At 53.4% G+C, this 21,846-nt stretch carries 17 protein-coding genes; 3 read left to right on the plus strand and 14 right to left on the minus strand.

The genetic code is table 11. The annotated features are described in order from the left end of the window. Positions 1 to 2 precede the first annotated feature (2 nt). From HU738_RS17275 to HU738_RS17330, 12 genes are all read right to left on the minus strand, one after another. The gene (locus tag HU738_RS17275; RefSeq protein WP_186603632.1) at positions 3 to 2,900 is read right to left on the minus strand and encodes a 2Fe-2S iron-sulfur cluster-binding protein; all 2,898 of its coding nucleotides are present in this window, start codon (positions 2,898 to 2,900) and stop codon (positions 3 to 5) included. Next, positions 2,897 to 3,193 carry a sarcosine oxidase subunit delta gene (locus HU738_RS17280; protein ID WP_186603633.1) on the minus strand — a complete coding sequence of 99 codons (297 nt, stop codon included), beginning with the start codon at positions 3,191 to 3,193 and terminating at the stop codon, positions 2,897 to 2,899. The genes HU738_RS17275 and HU738_RS17280 overlap by 4 nt, the downstream gene beginning before the upstream one ends. A 13-nt stretch (positions 3,194 to 3,206) precedes the next feature. Further along, positions 3,207 to 4,445, minus strand: coding sequence for an FAD-dependent oxidoreductase (locus HU738_RS17285; protein ID WP_186603634.1), 1,239 nt, complete (start codon positions 4,443 to 4,445; stop codon positions 3,207 to 3,209). Beyond that, positions 4,427 to 5,323, minus strand: coding sequence for a bifunctional methylenetetrahydrofolate dehydrogenase/methenyltetrahydrofolate cyclohydrolase FolD (gene folD / locus HU738_RS17290; RefSeq protein ID WP_186603635.1), 897 nt, complete (start codon positions 5,321 to 5,323; stop codon positions 4,427 to 4,429). The genes HU738_RS17285 and folD overlap by 19 nt, the downstream gene beginning before the upstream one ends. After that, positions 5,320 to 6,186, minus strand: coding sequence for a formyltetrahydrofolate deformylase (purU, locus tag HU738_RS17295; RefSeq protein ID WP_186603636.1), 867 nt, complete (start codon positions 6,184 to 6,186; stop codon positions 5,320 to 5,322). The genes folD and purU overlap by 4 nt, the downstream gene beginning before the upstream one ends. 322 nt (positions 6,187 to 6,508) lie before the next feature. After that, positions 6,509 to 7,297, minus strand: coding sequence for an IclR family transcriptional regulator (locus HU738_RS17300; protein ID WP_186603637.1), 789 nt, complete (start codon positions 7,295 to 7,297; stop codon positions 6,509 to 6,511). A gap of 39 nt (positions 7,298 to 7,336) precedes the next feature. Next, entirely contained in the window at positions 7,337 to 8,365 is a 1,029-nt protein-coding gene (locus tag HU738_RS17305) for a LysR family transcriptional regulator (protein WP_186603638.1), read from the minus strand. A gap of 57 nt (positions 8,366 to 8,422) precedes the next feature. Beyond that, on the minus strand, positions 8,423 to 9,769 hold the full coding sequence (locus HU738_RS17310; RefSeq protein WP_186603639.1) for an NAD(P)/FAD-dependent oxidoreductase: 1,347 nt from the start codon (positions 9,767 to 9,769) through the stop codon (positions 8,423 to 8,425). Between the two features lie 423 nt (positions 9,770 to 10,192). Next, on the minus strand, positions 10,193 to 11,245 hold the full coding sequence (locus HU738_RS17315) for an ABC transporter substrate-binding protein (protein ID WP_225923488.1): 1,053 nt from the start codon (positions 11,243 to 11,245) through the stop codon (positions 10,193 to 10,195). Positions 11,246 to 11,392: 147 nt separating this feature from the next. After that, positions 11,393 to 12,427, minus strand: a complete 1,035-nt coding sequence (locus tag HU738_RS17320) for an FAD-binding oxidoreductase (RefSeq protein WP_186603640.1) — start codon at positions 12,425 to 12,427, stop codon at positions 11,393 to 11,395. Positions 12,428 to 12,432: 5 nt separating this feature from the next. Then, positions 12,433 to 13,671, minus strand: coding sequence for an aromatic ring-hydroxylating oxygenase subunit alpha (locus HU738_RS17325; protein ID WP_186603641.1), 1,239 nt, complete (start codon positions 13,669 to 13,671; stop codon positions 12,433 to 12,435). A 739-nt stretch (positions 13,672 to 14,410) separates the two neighbouring features. Beyond that, positions 14,411 to 15,004, minus strand: coding sequence for a dimethylsulfonioproprionate lyase family protein (locus HU738_RS17330; protein ID WP_186603642.1), 594 nt, complete (start codon positions 15,002 to 15,004; stop codon positions 14,411 to 14,413). 366 nt (positions 15,005 to 15,370) lie between these two features. Between HU738_RS17330 and HU738_RS17335 the strand changes: the two genes are divergently transcribed. From HU738_RS17335 to HU738_RS17345, 3 genes are all read left to right on the plus strand, one after another. Continuing rightward, positions 15,371 to 16,264, plus strand: coding sequence for a dihydrodipicolinate synthase family protein (locus tag HU738_RS17335; protein WP_186603643.1), 894 nt, complete (start codon positions 15,371 to 15,373; stop codon positions 16,262 to 16,264). A 17-nt stretch (positions 16,265 to 16,281) separates the two neighbouring features. Continuing rightward, positions 16,282 to 17,607 carry an NAD(P)/FAD-dependent oxidoreductase gene (locus tag HU738_RS17340; protein ID WP_186603644.1) on the plus strand — a complete coding sequence of 442 codons (1,326 nt, stop codon included), beginning with the start codon at positions 16,282 to 16,284 and terminating at the stop codon, positions 17,605 to 17,607. Positions 17,608 to 17,836: 229 nt separating this feature from the next. Next, positions 17,837 to 18,808 (plus strand): LysR family transcriptional regulator, encoded by a 972-nt coding sequence (locus tag HU738_RS17345; RefSeq protein ID WP_186603645.1) that lies wholly within the window; start codon positions 17,837 to 17,839, stop codon positions 18,806 to 18,808. Between the two features lie 112 nt (positions 18,809 to 18,920). Here HU738_RS17345 and HU738_RS17350 read toward each other — a convergent pair whose 3' ends face one another. Together HU738_RS17350 and HU738_RS17355 are read right to left on the minus strand one after the other, a co-directional pair. Next, the gene (locus HU738_RS17350; RefSeq protein WP_186603646.1) at positions 18,921 to 20,411 is read right to left on the minus strand and encodes an aldehyde dehydrogenase; all 1,491 of its coding nucleotides are present in this window, start codon (positions 20,409 to 20,411) and stop codon (positions 18,921 to 18,923) included. A gap of 31 nt (positions 20,412 to 20,442) precedes the next feature. After that, entirely contained in the window at positions 20,443 to 21,771 is a 1,329-nt protein-coding gene (locus HU738_RS17355; RefSeq protein ID WP_186603647.1) for an MFS transporter, read from the minus strand. Positions 21,772 to 21,846: the final 75 nt, after the last annotated feature.

Below are 21,846 nucleotides of genomic sequence, written 5' to 3' on the forward strand. Positions count from 1 at the left end.
CATCACAACTCCTGACGCTTATTGTCGCGATCGAAAAATGGAAGTTCCACAACAGTTGCGTCAACGATTCGCCCACCCTCAACGCGGATTGGAAGTCGGGATCCTGGAGCTGCTTGGTTGGCGCCGGCATAGGCCAGGCCGATGATCAGCCCTTTCGTCTGAGAGAACTCGCAAGAGGTCACGTTGCCGCTGATGTCTTCTCCATCCAACACCAAATGGCCTTCCAGCGGCTGCTCGCATCCCTTCGGCAGTGTGAAGCCCACTAGCTTCCTGGTGAGTGGCTGCTTCGTCAGGATCTCTACAGATCGCTTCCCCACGAAAAAGGGCTTCGATTTTCCGACTGCCCAAGTCATATCGATCTCGGCAGGATGCGTCATGCCATCAGTATCCTGGCTGATGATCACGTGCCCTTTCTCCAAGCGAAGTAATCGTTGCGTTTCGACCCCGAATGGACGGATATCAAATGCCTTGCCGGCTTCCATTAAATCGTCCCAGAGCTTAGCGGCGTGTCGTGCAGGCACGTGGATCTCATATCCCAGCTCACCGACAAAGCCGACTCGTAACAATCGCGCCGGGATCCCAGCGACGGTGCCGAGCCTTACGGCGAGATAAGGGAATCCATCGGGGGAAAGGTCGATATCGCTGCAGAGCTTTTCAAGAACTTTCCTTGAATCTGGCCCCGCCACGTTCACCGCTGAGATCGCGGCGGTCACGTTCGCGATGTCCACATTGAGACGCCACTGGGCATTCCATTTCAGCATTTGCTGATAGATGCGATCCACGCCGCTGGTAGTTGCAGTGACGTAATAGTGGTTGTCAGCAAATCGTGCGCTTACACCATCGTCGACGACCACGCCATGCTCGTTTGTCATCAGTGCATAGCGCGAACGACCGATCGGTTGCTTTGTGAAACCGAAAGTGTACATGCGGTTGAGAAGCTCACCAGCATCAGGGCCCCTTACATCCAAGCCGCCCAGAGTAGATACGTCAATGATGCCCACTTTTGTACGCACATGCCTGGCTTCAGCTTGCATGCACTTCTCGCGCTCACTTGGCTTGCCGTAGTACGCAGGACGCTGCCAGATGCCAGCGGGCATCATTTTGGCGCCTAAGGCGACATGACGCGAGTGCAAGGGAGTTTGGCGGTATGGGTCGAAAGCGCGGCCTGCAACGTGAGCCAGTTTCTCTGGAGCGAAAGGTGGGCGAGCAGTTGTAACCCCGGTTTCGCTGACGGATCGGTTAGTCTCTTTTGCTACCAACCGCGCGGTCGGCAATGCGGAGTGTCGCCCCTGCGACGGCCCCATGCCCACGGTCGAGAAGCGTTTTACCAGTTGGATGTCGCGATAACCGCAGCGGGTAGCATTGACGATGTCGCGCACCTGAAGGTCTTCATCGAAGTCGACGAAATCCTTACCCTTCGGATGAGGGAAGATTGGCCAAGGGAAGTTGAGGCATGGCTCTCCGACGATGCGCGCCTTCGGCTCGGTCATCGATAGCCCCAAGGCCGATACAGCGTCGATCGCAACGTTCCTGCCATCAGCAATCACGTTCTCAAGTTTTTGGTACCCGTTCACCGAGCCGGCAATGCGAAGAATCGGTGGTAGATCTTTAACGCTGAAGCCACAGGTAATGTCTTCGTAGACGAGCTTCCCACCGGCCTGGCAGAGGAGCTGATACACCGGCATGTAGCCAGCCGACATACAGATCAGGTCACATGCGACGATCTCGCTCGATACAGCTACGCCACCTTGACCCTCAATACGACGAATGTCTGCGCCGGTGACATGTTTCATGCCCTTGCTGTGAAAAGCTTCGTACACAGTGCTTTTTATCTTGATCGGAATCCCGCGTTTGGATACGGCCTTGGCAACGGAACGATCATCAGGTTCTGAACGCATGTCCACGACGGATACGACTTCCACGCCCTGTTCTGCGAGGTCGAGAGCTGCCAAATATCCATCGTCATTGCCAGTCAAGACGATCGCGCGCTGTCCGGGTTTCACGGCGTAGTGGCGCATGAGGCGCTGAGCCGCACTGGTCAGCATTACGCCGGGTAGGTCGTTATTGCGGAAAATCACTGGCTGATCGAATGCGCCACAAGCAGCGATGCATTGCTGAGCACGAACCTTGTACATCCGCTTGTCTTTGATAACCGGAATATAGTTATCAGTGAACCAAGCGTTAGCGGTAGCACCGGTCAGAACGCGAATGTTTTTGTGGGCGTTCACTCGAGTGATGAGTTCTTCGCGGAGCGCTACTGCCTTTTGTCCTTCGACGTCGAAGCGTGCGTACGTCAGAGAGCCACCCAGTACTGGATTCTCTTCGATCAGCAGTACCTGGGCACCCGCCTCAGCAGCGGTCAACGCTGCCTGCAATCCTGCGGGCCCGGCGCCAATCACTGCCAAGTCCGTAAACAGGTAAGCCTTGTCGTAATACTCCGGCTTGAACTCCAGATCCAGTATCCCAAGACCCGCTTTCTTACGAATTAACGGCTCCCAACGCTTCCAAACACCTTTCGGTTTGTAGAATGCGCGGTAGTAAAACCCGACCGGCATGAATTTGGAGAATTTGCCTAGGTAGGCATCTTTGTCGCTCTCTAGGTTTCCGTTGCAGTTCTGGGCCGTAGCCGCGAGACCTGGTGCGATGGGGAAGGTATCCGCCAGTACGTTTGGTTCATGCGGCAACTGCACCAGCGTATTTGCGTCCTGACCTGCCATGGTCAAAACACCGCGCGGACGGTGGTACTTGAATGAACGGGACAATAGATGTTGGCCGTTGGCGACGAGAGCGCTCGCGAGGGTGTCGCCCTCTACGCCTTGGAATTCTCGCCCTTCGAATGTGAAGCGAATCGGCTTATTGCGGTCGATCAGAAGGCCCATTGGGGCGCGCAGGCGAGTCATCGTGCAACCTCCAAGGAGTCAAACTCCACGCGCTTGTTGAAGACTTCCCGTGGATCGTAAGTACGAATCACTTGGTCGGTCACCGTGTGGCGTTCTGCCAGGAACCAATAGCTTGAAGGTGAGTGCATCCACCATTCGGTGACGACACCTGCTTCGTTGTCACTATTGAACACGTAGTCAGCCCACTCTTCATCCGAGCAAGTCGACGGGTTGGGCATGGTCTTGAATTCACCGCCGTACGTGAACTCACTGATGTTGCGCGGCCCATTAAGCGGGCAGGTGAGGATTTTCATAGCGTGCTCCGCATTAGTGGCTGGCTGCCGTAGCGCCCATCTCGTTGACTTGGATGAAACGAGAGAAACGTTCCAGAGCAAATGGGGCGATGAGGTCTGGAGTTTTTTGCGTAGCGATCATTTCGGCCATGGTTTTGCCGACGATGGGAGTCGCTTTGAAGCCCCAAGTACCCCAGCCCGCATCGAGGTAGTAGTTCTTCACCGGCGACAAGCCCATGATCGGGCTGTAGTCCGGGGTCATGTCCGTAATACCCGCCCACTGCCGCATCAGCTTTGCATTCGCCAAGAACGGGAACATCTCAATTGCGTGAGCCAGCAAGCTCTCTTTCAGATCCAGGGTCGACCGGGTGTTGTAAAGAGGGTAGGGGTCGGAGCCACCGCCAAACACGACCTCGCCTCGACTGGTTTGTTGGACATAGCAATGGAGAGCAGAGGAACTCACCAACGGATCGAGGAACGGCTTGAAAGGTTGGGTAACCATTGCCTGCAGGGGGTAGGTGTGAATTGGCGCGCGGATACCTGCTTTCTTGAGCAGCAACGAACTACTACCGGCTACGGCCTGCACCGCACAACCACATCGCACCGTGCCGCGATTGGTCTTGATGGCACGGATCGCACCATTTTCAATCACCAGATCTTGCACCTCAGTGAGTTGATGGATCTCAACTCCGCGTTTGGCTGCTTCTTTGGCGTAGCCCCAGGCAACGGCGTCATGGCGTGCAGTGCCGCCGCTCATATGCCACAGACCCGCTAACACCGGAAGGTGGCCAGGGTCGAGGTTCAAGGTCGGCACAAGTTCACGAATCTGCTGCCGATCAATCATCTCGGTTCTTCCACCGAAGTGTTTGTTTACCTCGGCGCGCTGACGGAATGCACGAACGGTCGCATCGGTGTGCGCAAGAGTGAGTTGGCCGCGCTCGGAGTACATAACGTTGAAGTCGAACTCGTTCGACAAGTTCTCGTAAAGTTTCACGGACTCGATGTAGAACTTTACGCCCTCAGAAGTCAGGTAGTTCGAGCGGATGACTGCCGTGTTACGAGCCGTATTGCCGCCCCCTAGATAGGACTTTTCGAGTACCGCAACATTGGTAATCCCGTGGTATTTGGCCAGGTAATAAGCGATTGCTACACCATGTCCACCACCACCAATGATGACCACGTCGTAACTCGACTTCAGTTCTTTCGGCGGTGGTAGGTCGGCTTGGCTCGGATATTCGGCACCCAGGCCGTACTTCAGGAGATTGAAAGGCATGCAGCCTCCTTCGGCGCCTGCGACAGCGCGCGCGCAGCGATGACGGTATTTTTCATGAGGAACGCGATGGTCATTGGGCCAACACCACCGGGTACCGGAGTAATCGCGGCCGCCTGGGTGGACGCACTTTCGAAGTCGACGTCGCCTACAAGGCGCGACCTGCCGTCTTCTTCAATTCGATTGATGCCCACATCGATGACGATGGCACCAGGCTTGAGCCAGCATTTGTCGATCATCCGAGGCCGGCCTACTGCGGCAATGACGATGTCCGCCTGGCGTGTCAACTCAGCAGCATTTGGCGTTCTGCTGTGTACGATCGTGACCGTGCAATCTGCTTTGAGCAGCAGTGCAGCCATAGGCTTGCCAACGATGTTCGAACGGCCCACAACCACAGCGTGTTTTCCACGGAGATCGCCGATCGTCTCTTCCAGTAGGTACAGGCAGCCAGTCGGTGTACAGGGCGTCAGTACATCTCGTCCTTGACTCAGGCCGCCGACGTTTTCAGCATGGAACCCATCCACATCTTTGCCCGGAGCAATGGCCTGCAGTACCTTGGTTTCGCGAATGTGTGCAGGAAGTGGTAGCTGAAGCAGGATCCCATGGATGCGTGTATCTGCGTTTAGGGCGTGAATAAGAGCCAGTAGTTCGGCCTCGCTGGTGTCCGCCGCCAGCCTGTGTTCTACGGAGCGTATGCCACACTCGTTAGCACGAAGGATTTTGTTTTTAACGTACACTTGGCTGGCAGGATCTGCGCCCACCAGGATGACTGCCAAGGCAGGTTGTATGCCATTGGCGGACAATTTCGTTACGTCGCGACTCACCTCGGCTAATACACGCTTGGCCGCGGCCTTCCCATCGATCAAACGTGCCCCGGTCATTTGAACACCACCGTGCGATCTCGATTGAGGAATACGCGGTGCTGTAGGTGATAGTTCACAGCGCGAGAGAGTGCGATGGTCTCAGTGTCTCTGCCGACTGCCACAAGTTGATCCGCTTCATAGGCGTGATCCACCCGTTGAACCTCTTGTTCAATAATTGGCCCTTCATCAAGGTCGGCTGTGACGTAGTGGGCAGTTGCGCCGATGAGTTTGACACCGCGCTCATATGCTTGATGATAGGGCTTGGCGCCTTTGAAGCCAGGCAGGAATGAGTGGTGGATATTGATCGCGCGGCCAGAGAGCTTGCCACACAGATCGTCCGACAAAATTTGCATGTAACGAGCCAGCACGACAAGGTCAGTTCTGGTTTGCTCAATCAAATCCATCAGTGCACATTCTTGTTCGGGTTTGTTCTCTTTGTTCACCGGGAGGTAAACAAATCGTATCCCCTCACGCTCGGCCATCGGGCGTAGATCCAGATGGTTGGACACGATCGCCGTGATTTCCATATGCATTTCGCCACGATTATGGCGGTACAGAATGTCTCTGAGGCAGTGGTCAAACTTACTAACCATGAGCAATACGCGTGTTGGCTTGGTGGTATCTACCAACTCCCATTCCATACTGAACCGTTCGGCGACATCGGCAAAGCCGGCCTTCAATTGCTCAACTTCGTCGGCGACACCTTCGTTGAACCGGAAGACGGCGCGCATAAAGAATGTTTCACTGCTTTGGTCATCGAACTGAGACATCTCACTGATGTAGCAGTTGGCATCGGCAAGATAGGACGTCACCGCCGCTACAATGCCTGAAGTTGCCGGACAGATAACTTTTAGCACGTACATGCTCTTGGGGGTCTGCATCAGATTACCTCGACAAAGGGTGGTTATTCGGCAGTGAAGAGAAAATTTATAGATGAAGAATCCGGATCTGATGTCCTGTTGGCCCTGCCTGCGCAGGTGTCGCTCGTATAGGGTGATTCAGCGGTTAGAAGCCATTTCCGTCATGGTAACGTCGTGGTCATGGAAGGGAAGTAGATAGGTCTTAAAATGAGTGTTTATAAGTGAAATAACAGTCGTTCAAAAGCTGCGCTTATGTGCGGCTGGACGGGCAGTGATAAAGCGCCTGCTTGGTATGCAGGCGCGACTATGTGGCCTAACACCCGCTTGACACGCTAAGAGAAGGTTAATTCGACTTGTAGCCGAGCTGTAGGGAGATCTCGCGAGCGCAACTGATCAGCGCAATCCGCATACTGTCCAATGCCTCTCCTGAAGCTAACATTGCATCAGCTCCGGAGATATTTATAGCTGCAACAACCTGGCCCAAGTGATTGTAAACCCCTGCCGCAATGGCAGTTGCATAATCAGAACGGCTGATCACCCAGCCTTGAGATCGCGCGTGCTCCACCTCAATCTTCAATTCTGGCAAGGTCTTCGGCCCCGTCAGAGTATGACTATCCAACCTGGCGTTTTGGTAGATAGCATTCAGTTCGGTTTCGCTCAGCGCAGTCAGCAATATTTTGCCCATAGCATTGCAATGACAAGGTATCCGCGTTCCAAGGGGGATATTAACGGAAAGGCGCTGAGCGGCGAGCGCACGATAAACGTACAATGTGTCGAGATGCTCCCTAATACTGAGATGGCAAGACAGCGAAGTAAGGTCTCTCAGGCGATTAAGGTGTGGCATGGCTACGTCGACAATGTCGCGACTGGCCAGATAGGTGAAGCCCCGGGAGATCAGTTGCGGCCCAAGTTCGTATGAGTTTTTTGCCGTTTTTTGCAGGTACCCCATGCCTTGCAGGGTTTGGATGATTCTGTAGATCGTGGATACTGTGACGCCCAGTGCTTCGGCTATTTCATTCGTAGAGAGTTCGCGACGTTCGTAAGTGAATAATTCTAATATCCTAAGTCCGCGTTGAAGCGCCGGAACGGTGTAATCCGCCTCCTTGTCTATAATGTTTTCCACACCGTTCATAAGTTTAGACTCCATAGGTCAGGCTGTGCAGCAAGGCTGTTAGATAGGCGGCATCTCAGTGATGCTGTAGGCTTGCCCTTCGACACAAGGCGCCAATAGCTTCATTCTGGGTAAAAGGTGTGAATCGCAAATGTCGCGGCACAGTGTTGCAACTTGGCTGGGAAGTTCTCGCATTTCCCGATGTCGAGCCAGAAGTGTAATGTATCGAGCGTTTGCGCCGTTGTTTAGCGGCATCACCCGGATACCTTGCAAAAGCGACGGGTGCTGAAGCAAGCACAATGCCGTAGTGAAAGCCCATCCGCTTCCAGCTTGCACAAATCTGAACAGCGTTTGTGTGCTGTCCAATTCGTAGGGGGCATTCAGCTCAATGTTAAGTCGGCGCGCGACAATATCAGTCAATATACCAAGCCTGGCTTGGCGGTTGTATCGAACGAAAGGATATTGCTCGGCGAGTTTTTTCACGTCGTGAGCAACGCTTGATGGGATTGACTCGGGCACCAGCATGACAACCGGGTCGCGAAAGACTGGATGGCGCTCAAGTTCCGGGTAGTCAACCATTGGGTCACTGGTAATGAGTATGTCCAGGTCGTGCTCTAGCAGCGCTTTAGAAAGCGGTGAAATTAGTCCAATTCTAAGAGCTAGATGCGAGGCAGTGGGTTTAAGGTGCTCCAGCAATATATGGCCAGCGGCTTCGCCGAAGGAATCAATCATGCCGATGCTGAGATGAGTGGTTCCGTTATTTGAGGCGCTTGCTAACGCAGATAGCATACGCTTTGAATCGTTCAGTATTCTGTCAGCATATTCTTTGAGAATTTGGCCAACTGGAGTGAGGAGTATTGGCCGTGATCGCCTTACGACGAGCTCAGCTCCGACCTGAACTTCTATCTGCTTGAGGGCTTGAGAAACGGCAGACTGAGTGATCGCAAGGCGCTCTGCTGCGTGGGTCAGCGTCTGGGATTCAGCCAAAACCGAGAAGATTCTTAATGCACTGATTTCTATGTGTTTTTCGAGTTTCATCATTTTGGGCACGTCTGAGATCCCTTTGATGATACAACGAACACGCTCCATCAACACCACGTGTTGCGCAAGGTGAACGCGGGCGCCGAGCGCCCGCAGACCGACTAATCAGCTCCAGGGGAAGGGGCTGTTTGACACTGGATGAAGTTTGCCCTCGGCATAGCGGGAGAAGCGGAATGGCTCCAGCAGACGATTCTTGCTGCTACTACAGATTTCCTCAGCAACCAGTTTGCCTACGCCCAGCATTTTGTACCCATGATTGGAGTCGGCAATGATGTAGCAGTTTTTGCGGTATACATCGAACACCGGGAAGCTGTCAGGGGTGAACGCACCGATACCGCCCGATGGCTCATTCTTGTATCGCGCCATTTGACCGGAGAAGCGCTTTTGACAGTGGGCGAGGGACGACACCCACATGTGAGCGAACTCATGACCCACAACGAAATCTGGCGATTCCGGGCCGTAGGGATCAACCTTGACCTCATCGTACGGCTTGTCGATCACGAATGGAGCCGCACCGCCTTGGATGCCACCGAAGTGGAAGTCGGGCTTATAGTAGTTGCCCCACAACTTGTCGGTGATCAATGAACCATCAACATCGGAAAGCAACGGTGCATCAGTGTCCACGTGAATAACCGGGGGCATCTTGCCGTCATTGGTTTTTTGAAGATCAGGGTCAACACCCAAGGTGCCTTCCTGGAGCGACCAATAAGTCCACATTGGCACGCCGTCGGTGATGGCGCCGGTTTCCGGATTCTTAATGCTGACGGTCTTCGGCAGTTCCAGCATGTCCCAGAAATTGCCGACCCATGGGCCTGCGCCGATCACCACGTAGTCACACGCGATGGTGCCGCGGGAGGTTTCAACGGCAGTGATCGAGCCATCGTTCGCGGAGACGAAGCCATTGACTTCAACGCCAGTAATAATTCGAACACCGGCTTCCTCGACCTTGGTGGTCAAACCATACATAGCTTTAGTGTTGTTCGCGTAGCCACCACGCTTTTCGTGGAGCACTGAAGTGATGTTCTGAGCCTGCCAGTCGTGGAAAATACCCTTCATGTAGTTCATGCAGTCCTTTTCACCTTCGATGAAGACGGACTCATAACCAATGGCTTTTTGCTGGTCGTAAATGGATGCAACGTCTTTGTGCATCACTTCGCAACTGATCTGCATGTAGCCGACGGGGTGGTAACTATAAGCCTTTGGATCGCTTTCCCAAACACTTACGCTATGTGCCATCAGCTCACGCATAGCCGGTTGGAAGTAGTTGTTGCGTACTACGCCGCAGGCGATACCGGTAGCGCCTGCTGCAATTCCAGACTTATCCAGGATGATGATGTCGGCACCGCTGCCGCGCTTTGTGCGTTTGAGTTCTTCTGCAAGGTGGTAAGCGGTGCTAAGGCCGTGAATGCCAGCACCAATAATTACATATGGGGAGTGCTTAGGAAATGCCATGTTAATACCTATGTTAGATTGGGTGGCCTAACCATTTAATGGCTGGAGTGAGATTTTTTGCTGCGAAGCCCTGCGGAGCGTTAGCAGGCAACCCAATTGTTGAAATTGGGGCTCGTTGGGTCAACGGTTTTTTGGCGGCATTAGATACTATTATAAGTCGTATTTATGGCGCTAATGGCGAACTTCCCAAGCATGCAAGAATGCCGTGAAAGCAAATCTCAGATAATAGCTTTGAACTACACTTTGCCCTGAATGAGTGCGGTCGCCTGGTGGGTGCATCAGAATGGTGCGGTATTGACGCTTGGATGTTGAAGTTCGGGGCCAGTTCTTATGGTTAATGTTGTATGGTTTGTGACTAGCAATTAAGGCGGCCCTGAATTTTAAGTCCGCCTTAATTTTGCTCGTTAAGGGTTGCTTGAGTGGTTAGCGTGTGAGCCACGCATTAAAGCGTTGGGTGAGTGGTGCAATATTGTCGGCCCAGAAGTTGGCGTCTAGGGGGACGGAGACGTCAAAGTTTTGAGGTGACGAAGGCATGTAGGTTGTTGCCTCTTTGGGGATCAATTCCGAGGCTTTTTTGTTAGGGATGCCTTGAGTTGAATATTCTGCGTACTGTGCCTGGATATCGGGGCGGCTAACAAATGAAAGATACTTCATCGCGTCAGCTTTGTTTTTAGAACCTTTGAGCACTACCCAGTAGTCCATGCCGTAAAGGCTTTGGTTGAAGATGTACTTGTAACTGGTGCCTTCACTCTTGTTGATGTTAGCAATACGTCCACTATAAGCGACGGTCATAGCAACCTGTCCGGAGGCAAGCAGTTGCAGTTGCGATGCGGATACGTCCCACCACACAATGTAGGGACGAAGCTCATCCAGCTTCTTAAGCGCCCTTGCAACGCCCTCGGGGGTGCTAAGTACTTTGTAAACGTCTTCCTTCGCTACGCCATCGGCGAGCAATGCGGGTTCAAGTGTGTACATAGGGCCCCGGCGCATACCACGTTTTCCCGGAAATTTCGCCACATCCCAGAAGTCTGCCCAGTTTTGCGGGCCATCTGGCATCTTCTTGGTGTCATATGCGAAACCGACAGACCAGATGATGGCTCCTACACCACACTCCGTGACAGCTTGTGGGATAAAGTCATTGGTATTGCCAATTTTAGACCAGTCGACCTTTTCGAATAGGCCATCCGAACATCCTGGCACCAGGTCGATAGGTTCAATCTGAACGATATCCCAATTTGGGTCGCCGCCACGGGTCTTAGCTTGAAGAACCCCCAAGCCTCCTTCCCAGCTTTGCTCCAGTACGGGCTTTCCTAGCTCTGCGCCAAAGGGTTTGAAGAATTTCTCTCTCTGCGCATCTTGGAAATTCCCTCCCCAAGAGACGATGGTCAGATCTCTGGCGGAAGCGCTTTGAGATACGAAGATACTTCCGGTAATAGCTACGCAGAGCGCGAACTTTCTGAGGATTCCCATACTCATACCTCGATTGCTGAATTGTTAGAATTATGCTTTTGCCGGCCCTTAAAACGAATGCTTCCTAACAACAGGTTTAAGGGCGGGCTAAGCATTTGGCAGCGGATGGTGTGTACGTTCCTTCTAATTGTTTTGATTGCAGCGTGTAAAGGGTTATAGGAAGGTTGCCTTTTTAACAACTACATCTTCAATAAGCCTGGAGCAGCATGCCAGGCGATATCCTTCCCGCTCTTCCTTGGCACTGATTCCCCCCTGGGCATTCATCTTCACGTCGCCGGCAGTCACTTTGACCCTGCAAGTTCCGCAGACTCCCTGGGTGCAGCCCGTGGGAATGATCATTCCCGCTTTCTTTACCGCGTCTAAAAGCAGGTCGCCTCGCTTGGCTATAATTTCTTTGTTTTCGAACGTCAATTGTATGGCGTCAGAAGAGGCAATAATATTGAGGGCTTCAGTCGGAACTACTTCTGCTTGCGCAGTACGAGGAGGGCCAAAGTCCTCGGTGTGAAAGCTATTAGGGTTTCCACCCTCAGCAACAAATATCTTTTCTACAGCGTCCATGAAGCCTGCAGGCCCGCAGCAGAAAGTTTCTCGTGAGGCCAGGTCAGGCACGATAAGTGACATCAACTTGCGGTCTATGTGCCCTGAGTAGCCCGTCCACGATTGACCAAGAGGGACGGTTGTGGGGATGTAGGCAAGCCTAAGATTGGACATTTCACAGTCGAGCTTTTTGAGCTCTAATTCGAACAGTATGTCAGCGGGCGTTCTGGAAGCGTGGATGTACACGACGTCAACGGTCTCACCGCGCTTGGCGAGCCATCGCAACATCGACATCATCGGCGTCGCGCCGCTACCGCCTGAGATAAGGGCATATTTCGGTGCGAAGTGGTGGGCAATCGAGAAGTTTCCCACTGGCCCAAGTGCGCGCACTGAGGTGCCGGGATGCAAGAACTCATGCATCCATCGAGTTGCTCCGCCTTGGTTCTTGACCGTAATTTCGATCTCAGAGCCTGGGTCAGAGGCTATGGTGAACGTCCGGTACTCTGGCCCTCCAGGGCAAGGAAGCTGCAATGTGAAGGCCTGCCCGGGACGGTGAGCCCCCAGTACGCCTTCTTCTACGTCAAATTGAAAGGTGATGACGTCCGCTGTTTCGTTATGTCTGCCTTTACAGACCAGCCTCAGTTCGCCCATTCCATTTACTCCCCGCTAGCGCGACGTTTAGACGTGGCAGAGAGCATGGCGCGCATGGCCTCCATGTACCAAGTATTGAAATGCTCGACCATGAACTCACCAGTAGGCGAGTAAGGGCCAGGCTCGTAAGCATCGGACTGAACGCCTAGAGCATTCTGCTCTGCCAGGTGTTTGTCCTGCGCATTCGTTGAAAGCCAGACCTCGGCGAGACGGTCAGGATCGTAATCCCAGCCTTCCAATGCATCCGGGTGTACATGCCAAGTGGTGCGTACTTCGGTCTCGTACGGGCCTTTCGGCAGAATGCGAAAATGCATGATGTGATCAGCGAGGAAGTGGTGCCAACTGTTCGGTACGCGGAACATACGGATATCGCCACGATCCGGGTCGGTAAAGTTACTGATCAGTTTCTTGCAGCCAAGCTTACCGTCGAGAGTCATCGACATGACACCTGGGTTGAATGGAAGGCGTATGCAGCGGAACTCATTCCCCCCTTCGACAGGTTCATGTGGAAGCCCCTGGCTCTCCCATTTTTGAATTTTCTCTTCCATGATCTGCAAGAAACCGGGGGTCTTGGGATCATCAGGCAAAGCGGATTCTACGAGAGAAACGAGTAGTTCCGGGTGCGACCCCGCGCAGTGATAACACTCGCGGTTGTTTTCCATCACCAGTTTCCAGTTGGCCTTTTCAATAATGACCGACTCATACACAACTTTGGTTTTTGCTGGCTCGTAAGGTGTAACGAACGGCAGTACCGAAGCGCGGAATTTTTCGATGTCTGGAGGAGCATCCGACAGGCAGATATAAATTAAGCCTGCAATATTGGTCAAGTTGACGGGTTTTAAGCCGTGTTGATTAAAATCAACGTGTTCAGCAACTTGCTGTGCAAAAATTAGTTTGCCATTCAGATCATATGTCCACTGATGATATGGACAAGTCAGTCGACTGCTGCTGCCGCGTTCTTCTAAACAGATGCGAGAGCCGCGGTGGCGGCAGGTGTTGTAAAAGGCTTTTACCGTGTTTTCATCTGATCTCACGATAATAATAGAGTTGTTGCCAATTTCTACGGTGCGAAAGTCTCCCGGTTCCGGCAGTTCGCACTCATTGCAAATAAACAACCATTCCGCTTTCCAGATGGCTTCCATCTCAAAGTCGTAAGCGGCTTGATCATAATACAGAGCCCCCGGCAAGCTGTGATCTGGTTTGTAGGCTTCGAGGAGTTCTTCGACGCTTGGGTTTTTTCTCATTGCGGCTCCTTCATTATTGCAATCACGAGCAGGTGTTTAACTCAGTGCAATTAGTTTTTGTTGTTGTAGTTTACCGGTGCCTGTTGCTTGTTTTTGTAGTGGTGATCTAAAAAACCTGAAAAGATGAGTAATAATTCCTTGGCCCTGATGCTATCGAACGATCTCTGCCATCACCACAGCACACGACGGACTTAACCAAAATTAATGTTTTCGTTCTGTTTTGCTTATGACGATCAGGGAGGTGGTTAGCTTGTAGTCATCCTCTAAGTGGCTGAGAAACCGAGATTTTTTGCAGGCAAAGCCGTATAGGTGCTTACGCTGATGAAGACCTTTTTCACCAGTAAAAAAGTGCGAGCGATGGAGAGCACCTTCTCAATGTTCGTGACAACGCAATCCCGGTTTTGAAGCGAGAGGGTGGCGCCATTTACCTCACTGGCCTTTTGTCCAGGTTAATCACGGCAAGCAGAAACTGATCCATCCCTTGATTTACCTTGCTGGCATCGGGGTGAGGGATCGCCCATGAGAAGATGTTCACAGCCATAGATAAGACTGTGTTGCCGAACTCCTGCCGGGCATTTGCTGCCCAGCCAGACCCATGCACTCGCATTGCGAGCATCAAGTAGGAACCTGACGATGGCTCGGCAAGATGAGAAACCAGTTTGACTGGGCTCGGCTCACAGGAGTCTTCGCGAAACTAATGAATTGGAGGATTATGCTAATTGTGTCTCAGGGAAGCTGCTCAAGTACTTACGTGCGCTTCTCCAAATAGCATCCATAATGACAAGTGCGGTTCTGGGCCAGAGCGCATGCTATGGAGCTGATTGCCTGAATTGTAAACAATCCCTCCCAAACCAGGTGACCACCACTCCTGGTCTTCACGCCACCAGTCGCCTAGCGATAGCGAGATATAGAGTTCTTCAGGTGGATGCCTGTGTATTGGAAAGGTAACTTCGGGGGCCATCAAAGTAAGGCCGATCAATAGCCCGTCAATACTAATCAGTCCTGATTGTCCGACAATTATTGAGTTGAAGTGTCCGTTACTAAATTCTGCGCTACTTTCGTCATCTACCCGCTTGTACCACCTTAATTGTGGAGTGAGTTCTTCAATGTTCGCTATAATTTTCTGTAGTTCTGGTTCTGCAAAGGTGGCGTTTGCAGTAGCTATATCAAAATATTTATGAACCAGTGGCGGAGTGGCGCTTGGTTCATTGATGTGAATGGGTGTGTATGGTCTTCCTAGTAACTCAAGTATGTACGAGCTTTTTTTATGACTTTCCAAATACTCAGCTATTTCTCTGAGGAGTCCCTGCACTGGAATTGGGTCGAGAGGCATGATTGTACTCACTGGCTGGAAGTGGAGTAATCCTAGCATAATCCAATATCTGATGAGCCTCCACCTACACGCTGGCGGCGGTGTTGTGGATGTGTCATCCAATTGGTCGTTGATGCCTTCAATCGTTCGATTCAATAAAACCATTGTGCAATCCCTGAGTGAATCCTTTCGCATCTCATTGCCTAGTGTCACCGCTTACCTTTGCCTTAAAGCCCGCTCTCAGTCGACGTATTACATTTCCTTATCAAGTCGTCCGCAGAAATGTCGCTGTCTACACATTGAATTCATCCGTAACCTTTTCACAGAGCATCTACCGCTCGACGGTTTGGCTGGATCGACCAGCCGAGAACAATAAGGGGTTTTACGATGTCTGCATTCAATTTTTCCGGTGTCAACCTCGCCATCACCACGCCGTTCGATCCCTTGGGCAAAATCGACTATGCGCGATTTGAGCAGCTCCTTGAGCGTTACATTGCGGCCGGCGTTCATGGCTTTGTGCTGAGCTCCGGAACCGGAATGCATGTGTATCTGAGCAAGGATGAGTCCAAGGAGTTGGTCGCCTTCGGCTCTAAAATCATCAACGGTCGTGCTCGCGTGATCGCTCAAACCTCCGCCTTGCTGGCTGAGGAAGTCGTCGAGCGTACCCGCCATGCGAAGGATTGTGGCGCCGACGGCGTCATGGTGCTTCCACCCTTCTTCGAGGGCCCAACCGATGACCAGGGAATTATCGACTTCTATTCCTCGGTCTCCGAGGCCGGCCTGCCGATCATTGGCTACAACGTTCCACAGGCGGTAGGTGTGGAGGTGACTCCATCACTGTTCAAGCAACTGAGCAAAATCCCGAACTTTGTTTCGGTGAAGGACAGCAGTGGTGATCTCGCAGCTCAAGCTTCTCTTGTACGCACCGGCTTGCCAACCATGAACGGTGCCGATCCGCTGGTACCTTACGCTCTGTTCGCGGGTGCCGCAGGGTTGATCTGGGGTGGAGCCAACATGGCACCGAAAACCTGTGTTGCCCTGGTCAATGCCGCAGCTGAACGCAAGTGGGACGATGTGCAAGAGATCTGGAAGTCGTTGGCTCCAGTCATGTCCCTGATCTGGCAGGGTGACTACGTCCAGTCTGTTTACGCAGGTGCCGAAATCATGGGCTACAGCGCAGGTGACCCACGCCGTCCACTAGCCCGCCTGGCCGAAGATAAATTGGGTGCTCTGCGTGAAGCATTGGCTCCGCTGATCGAGCGCGAAGCTTCCGCTTCCTGATCGCTGGAGAGGCCGACATGTTTGTTGCTTCGAAGTTACCCAAAAACAATGGCAGCTCAGGTTGGGTAGAGATGTTGCCTCGCCGCTTGGCCAAGCCAGCATTGGAGAGCTCGATTACGGCAGACGTCGTAGTCATCGGCGGTGGTTTCGCCGGGCTGTCCGCTGCGCGTCAAATCGTTCGACTGGATCCGACCGTCAAGGTAGTAGTTCTCGAAGCCGGCCTGGTCGGCGATGGGGCTTCAGGACGTAATTCTGGGTTCATCATCGACCTTCCACATGAAGTCTCAGCAGAAGGGCTGGGTGGTGGTTCGCTTGACCGCGCACGTCGTGACATCAAGCTTTATCGTACCGCGATTGATCTGGGTATGGAGTTGGCTGAGGAGCACAGCTGGGGCAAAGAGGTCTTTGATCCCTGTGGCCGATACAGCGTTGCTCGAGGTACCCAAGGTGACGAACACATCCTGTCCTATGGGAAGCAGCTCGACGCACTTGGCGAAAAGTACGAACTACTCAACACGCGAGAAATCGGCGATGTAACAGGAAGCCCAGCGTACACATCCGGTATGTTCATGCCGGGTACGGTAATGATTCAGCCAGCGGATTATGTACGTCGCTTCGCTGATACCTTCAGGGATCCTGTTTGCGTGTATGAGCAAACGCCTGCCCTGTCTTTCAAGAACGTGGGTGGTTCCTGGGTAGTGAAAACGCCAAAGGGAGTCATTACTGCTGGCAAGGTCATCTTGGCGAACAATGGGCATGCGCAAAGCTTTGGCTTCTTTAAAGGGCAGCTACTGCACGTCTTTACCTACGCCTCGCTGACCGAGCGCTTTGATCCTAAGCGCCTTCCAGGTCACCGTACTTGGGCTGCGACCCCGGCACTGCCAATGGGGACAACCATTCGCCGCATAAGTGATGGTGATAGCGACCGGATTTTGGTGCGCTGGCGGTACTCCTACAACCCAAGCTTGACCATCGGTGATAGCCAGGTGAACAGTGCCGGAAGGGTTCACGACGAGAAATTCCTCACCCGTTTCCCTACCTTGAAGGGACTCCGCATGCAGTATCGCTGGGGCGGGCCCATGGCTCTGACCTGGAACAGCGTTCCTGCTTTTGGGGAAGTGGCCCAAGGAGTAATTTCGGCCTGTGGCTGCAATGGTCTGGGAGCGTCCAAGTCGAGCGCAGCCGGTATCGCGGCAGCCGATTTGGCTCTGGGCGTCAAGAGTGAGCTGGTGGATATTTTGAAGGCCTATGAAAAGCCCAAGCAGCTACCCCCCCAGCCTTTCTTGACCATTGGCGCGAAAGCGAATATGAAGTTCAAGGAGCTTCGTGCCGGAGACGAGTAAGGCTTTAAGCTTTGACAGCAAAACGAAAAGGGCCTACACGAGGCCCTTTTTCAGTATTATGGGGACAGAATGCGTGCAGGAGCACGTGTTCACGGAAACGGCGTAACGCGTGTTGGGCGTTAACACGACGGGCTGCGTGACGATACAAGAAGAATTATAAGGGGTGAGGCTTGATCAAGACTGCCGTGATGCAAATATCGTATTTTAGTTTGATAAATGGTATAGGCTAATGGTAAAGCATACGGAACCCGATTTGTCTTTGATTCACATGCCTTCACTGCGAGCTGTGAAGGCCTTCGTAGCTGCGGCGAAGTATTTGAACTTCACCCGAGCTGCAGAATCACTGTGTGTTACCCAGGCCGCTATCAGTCGCCAGATTCGCGAACTTGAGAATTTCTTAAATGCAGAATTGTTTATAAGGAATGGGCGGGCAGTAGAGCTGACCTCAGCAGGGGCAGCATTTTTTGATGCGGTTCAATTGTCGTTGAGCAATATATCTCAAGCATCAAGCCGTATTCGCAGGCAGACTAGCGGTAAGCGTGTTGTTACCATCTGTTGTACTCCAGCCTTTTCGGGGTTGTGGCTGACACCTCGTCTTCCAAAATTCCTAGCAGCTAACCCAGATATTGACCTCAATACGGTGGTCACGCAAAATTTTCTGACAATGGAGCCGGGCGTCCAGCCAGACATATTTGTTAATAAGCTTTCGAAGATACGAGAGGGTTATAGTAGCTATCCTCTTGTGTGTGACGTAATTTATCCAATATGCAGCCCTAGGTATCTCGAGCAGAATCCTGATCTCTCAGATTTAGAGAGCATGAGTCAGAAGCCATTGCTCAACCTCAGTCCTTTCGGTAGGTCTCAGATTGCAGAGCACGTAGATTGGTATGTTTGGTTTGAGTACCACCATGTCGATCTGAATTCGCGGGTAGTGAATAGTGCTCAGTTGTATCACTCCAACGACTACAGCTCGCTAGTCCAATTGGCGGTAGCTGGTCAGGGTGTTGCCTTGGGCTGGCACTATTTAGTAGATCCACTTGTTCAACAGGGCTTGCTCGTCAGGCCCGTTGAGCAGGAGTTGACTCACAAGGATAGTCAGCATTTCCTGACTTTCAGGGAGGAGAAGAAAGGGGATGATGCTTGTACTCGAGTCCGCGATTGGATATTAGAAGAGTTTGGAATCGTTCCAACAGTAATGTAGTACCAGGCTTAAGCCTTCTGATTTGAGACCATCTAGGGTAGCCACCGCCTGCGTTCAGGCGGTGGCTGGTGTGGTGCTGAGCTCCGTCAGAACAGCACCGGTCTTGCTCTGATTACGATGCGTTGATCCAGATGGTCTTCAGCTCCGTGTATTGGTCATGGGCCCAGACGGACTTGTCGCGCCCACCAAAGCCAGACTCCTTGTAGCCACCGAACGGCGTGGTTACATCACCTTCGCCGAAGCAGTTGACCGTGACCACACCGGCGCGGATTTCACGCGACAGGCGCAGCGCATTGCGCAGGCTGCCGGTGTAGGCCGAGGCGGCCAGGCCGTAAACGGTGTCGTTGGCCAGGTCGATCGCCTCATCGATGGTCTCGAAGCTGGTCACGCTCAGCACCGGGCCAAAGATTTCCTCGACGAACAGCTTGTTGTCGCGGCCAACGTTGTCGACGATTGTCGGCTGCACGAACACGCCATCCTCGGTCTCGCCACCCTGAACGATGCTGAGTTTCTGCTCGGCCGCATATTCAAGGTACGACTTCACCTTTTCGAAGTGCGACTTGCTGACCATCGCGCCCAGGCGGTTGTCCGGGTCGAGCGGGTCGCCCAGCTTCCAGTCCTTCAGGTGCTTGGCGATCAGGCTCAGCAGCTCGTCCTTGACGTCCTTGTGGACGATCAGGCGCGAGGACGCCGAGCAGTTCTCACCCATGTTCCAGAACGCACCGGCGGTGACGAACTGGGCCACCTCGTCGAGGTCTTCGCAGTCGTTCATGACCACGGCCGGGTTCTTGCCACCCAGCTCCAGGACGATGCGCTTGAGGTTAGACTCGGCCGCGTATTTCAGGAACAGGCGACCGGTGTCGGTGGAGCCGGTGAAGCTGACCATCGGGATGTCCATGTGGCGGCCGATGGCTTCGCCCACTTCACGGCCACCGCCAGGCACAAGGTTGAACACACCGGCAGGAATACCCGCCTCATGGGCCAGTTCCGCCACGCGCAGGGCGCTGAGGGTGGTTTCCTTGGCCGGCTTGACCACGATCGAGCAACCGGCGGCCAGCGACGGGGCGATCTTCCAGGCCAGCATCAGCAGCGGGAAGTTCCACGGCAGCACCAGGCCGACCACGCCAATGGCTTCACGTACCACCATGGTCACGGCGGCGTTGCCGGTCGGGGCGGTGGCGTCGTAGATCTTGTCGATCAGCTCGGCGTGCCAGCGGATGGTGTGGATGGTCTCCGGTACGTCGACGGTCTGGCACTCGCTGACCGGCTTGCCGCTGTCGAGCGCTTCCAGCACCGCCAGCTCATGGGCGTTGTCTTCCAGTAGCTGAGCGAACTTCTGAAGCACGTGCTTGCGGTCGTTCGGCTGCATCTTCGACCAGGTGCCTTCCTCGAACACACGCTTGGCCGCGGCCACGGCGACGTTGACGTCGTTGACGTCGCAGGCGGCAACTTCAGCCAACTGCTTGCCGGTGGCCGGATTGGTGGTGACGAAGGTGCGGCCGGAGATGGCATCGCGGAACTCACCGTCGATGAACGCCTGGGTGCGCAGTTGCAACTCGGCGGCGATGGCCGCGTATTGTTCCTTGTTCAGCAGCGTGGACATGTTCTACTCCATTGTCAGTGTTGAGGTTTAATCAGCCCAGCGAGGCGGCTTGTTGCAGGTTCAACGAGCGAGTTTCCGGAGCGAGAGCCCAGGACATGAACAGGCCTACGAAAGACACCAGCGCGGCGATGTACATGGTTTGTGCGATACCCAGAGAATCCAGCGAAAGGGGAACCAGGTAGGTACCTACTGCAGCGCCGATTCGGGATACAGAGGTACCGATTCCCACCGCGAAGGTACGAATCTCTGTTGGGAAGATTTCATTCGGATAGACCAGTACCAATACCTGGGCTCCACCTATGAACAAGGCGTAGGCAGCAAATAGCAACAGGATGATCATGCCGGGACTGGAATGGAAAATGCCCAGACAGAGCAAAGCGAGGCCCGACAGGAGGAAGCTGTAGATCAGCATGGTGCGTCGGTCGATCACATTGATGATGCGGGTAGCAATCATGCAGCCAAACACGAAGAACAGGGTGATCAGAGCGGAGCCTAGCGAGGCGATGTCCCCTTTGATGTTCAGTGCGCCCAGAACTTTGGGTGCGAACGAATACACGGCGAAAACCGGAATGATGGAGCACGTCCAGAAGCTGACGATGAACAGCATCCTTTTGCCGTAGCCCGAGTGCAGTAGATTGGAAAAACTTAGAGCGTTTCCGCTCTGCTCTTCTGGCAAATGACGGAGGTCAAACGCGTTGCCATATACAGCTTTGATCACAGCCTCGGCCTCGGCATTCCGCCCTTTACTCAGCAGCCAGCGTGCGGATTCTGGAGTGCCCAGCCGAACAACGAACAGGAACAGGCCGACTACAGCGGAGCTCGCCAGCACAAGAGGCCAAGCTTCCGCGCCCAGCGTACGCAGGATCACTTCACCCACCAGGTAGGCCGACGCTGCGCCGGCAAACCACAGAAGGGTAAGCAGTGCTAAGCGTGAGCCACGATATTTACGCGGCATGAACTCGACCAGCATGGACGTTGCGACGGGGTATTCAATGCCTACACCTATGCCGATCAGAAGGCGTAGAAAAAAAATGGCCAGAGCTGAATCCGCCCAGAGATGAGCCAGAGAGGCTCCGATAAACAGCAAGGGGCCTAGAAAATAGACCTTGCGTCGACCCAGACGGTTGGTAAGCCACCCTCCAAAGAAACCACCAAAAAATACGCCGATGAGCGAGGAAGCGGCGATCAAACCCTCCCAGAAGGTACTCAACTGCAAGGCTGCCGAAATGTGTGCCAACGCGACACCAATTACGCAAAGGACGTAGCCGTCAGCGAAACCACCACCACCTGATCGGACGGTCAGAGATCTATGGAACTTATTGAGTGGAACATCTTCGACCGTGATTACAGGACTTATCATTCTTGTCTCCTTTGTTAATTCAGGGCAGCTCTAATGTATGGTTTGTTTGGGTGCACGCCGCAGGTGTTTTGTAGT

Source organism: Pseudomonas vlassakiae, from assembly GCF_014269035.2.
GTDB classification, from domain to species: domain Bacteria; phylum Pseudomonadota; class Gammaproteobacteria; order Pseudomonadales; family Pseudomonadaceae; genus Aquipseudomonas; species Aquipseudomonas vlassakiae.

What these genes read in the sequence shown, in the direction of transcription:
- HU738_RS17300 (WP_186603637.1), bottom strand. Translation starts at nt 7,297, where the DNA reads ATGAACGGTGTGGAAAACATTATAGACAAGGAGGCGGATTACACCGTT.
- HU738_RS17340 (WP_186603644.1), top strand. Translation starts at nt 16,282, where the DNA reads ATGTTTGTTGCTTCGAAGTTACCCAAAAACAATGGCAGCTCAGGTTGG.
- HU738_RS17315 (WP_225923488.1), bottom strand. Translation starts at nt 11,245, where the DNA reads ATGAGTATGGGAATCCTCAGAAAGTTCGCGCTCTGCGTAGCTATTACC.
- HU738_RS17320 (WP_186603640.1), bottom strand. Translation starts at nt 12,427, where the DNA reads ATGGGCGAACTGAGGCTGGTCTGTAAAGGCAGACATAACGAAACAGCG.
- HU738_RS17350 (WP_186603646.1), bottom strand. Translation starts at nt 20,411, where the DNA reads ATGTCCACGCTGCTGAACAAGGAACAATACGCGGCCATCGCCGCCGAG.
- HU738_RS17310 (WP_186603639.1), bottom strand. Translation starts at nt 9,769, where the DNA reads ATGGCATTTCCTAAGCACTCCCCATATGTAATTATTGGTGCTGGCATT.
- HU738_RS17355 (WP_186603647.1), bottom strand. Translation starts at nt 21,771, where the DNA reads ATGATAAGTCCTGTAATCACGGTCGAAGATGTTCCACTCAATAAGTTC.
- HU738_RS17335 (WP_186603643.1), top strand. Translation starts at nt 15,371, where the DNA reads ATGTCTGCATTCAATTTTTCCGGTGTCAACCTCGCCATCACCACGCCG.
- HU738_RS17285 (WP_186603634.1), bottom strand. Translation starts at nt 4,445, where the DNA reads ATGCCTTTCAATCTCCTGAAGTACGGCCTGGGTGCCGAATATCCGAGC.
- folD (WP_186603635.1), bottom strand. Translation starts at nt 5,323, where the DNA reads ATGACCGGGGCACGTTTGATCGATGGGAAGGCCGCGGCCAAGCGTGTA.
- HU738_RS17305 (WP_186603638.1), bottom strand. Translation starts at nt 8,365, where the DNA reads ATGGAGCGTGTTCGTTGTATCATCAAAGGGATCTCAGACGTGCCCAAA.
- purU (WP_186603636.1), bottom strand. Translation starts at nt 6,186, where the DNA reads ATGCAGACCCCCAAGAGCATGTACGTGCTAAAAGTTATCTGTCCGGCA.
- HU738_RS17275 (WP_186603632.1), bottom strand. Translation starts at nt 2,900, where the DNA reads ATGACTCGCCTGCGCGCCCCAATGGGCCTTCTGATCGACCGCAATAAG.
- HU738_RS17280 (WP_186603633.1), bottom strand. Translation starts at nt 3,193, where the DNA reads ATGAAAATCCTCACCTGCCCGCTTAATGGGCCGCGCAACATCAGTGAG.
- HU738_RS17345 (WP_186603645.1), top strand. Translation starts at nt 17,837, where the DNA reads ATGGTAAAGCATACGGAACCCGATTTGTCTTTGATTCACATGCCTTCA.
- HU738_RS17330 (WP_186603642.1), bottom strand. Translation starts at nt 15,004, where the DNA reads ATGCCTCTCGACCCAATTCCAGTGCAGGGACTCCTCAGAGAAATAGCT.
- HU738_RS17325 (WP_186603641.1), bottom strand. Translation starts at nt 13,671, where the DNA reads ATGAGAAAAAACCCAAGCGTCGAAGAACTCCTCGAAGCCTACAAACCA.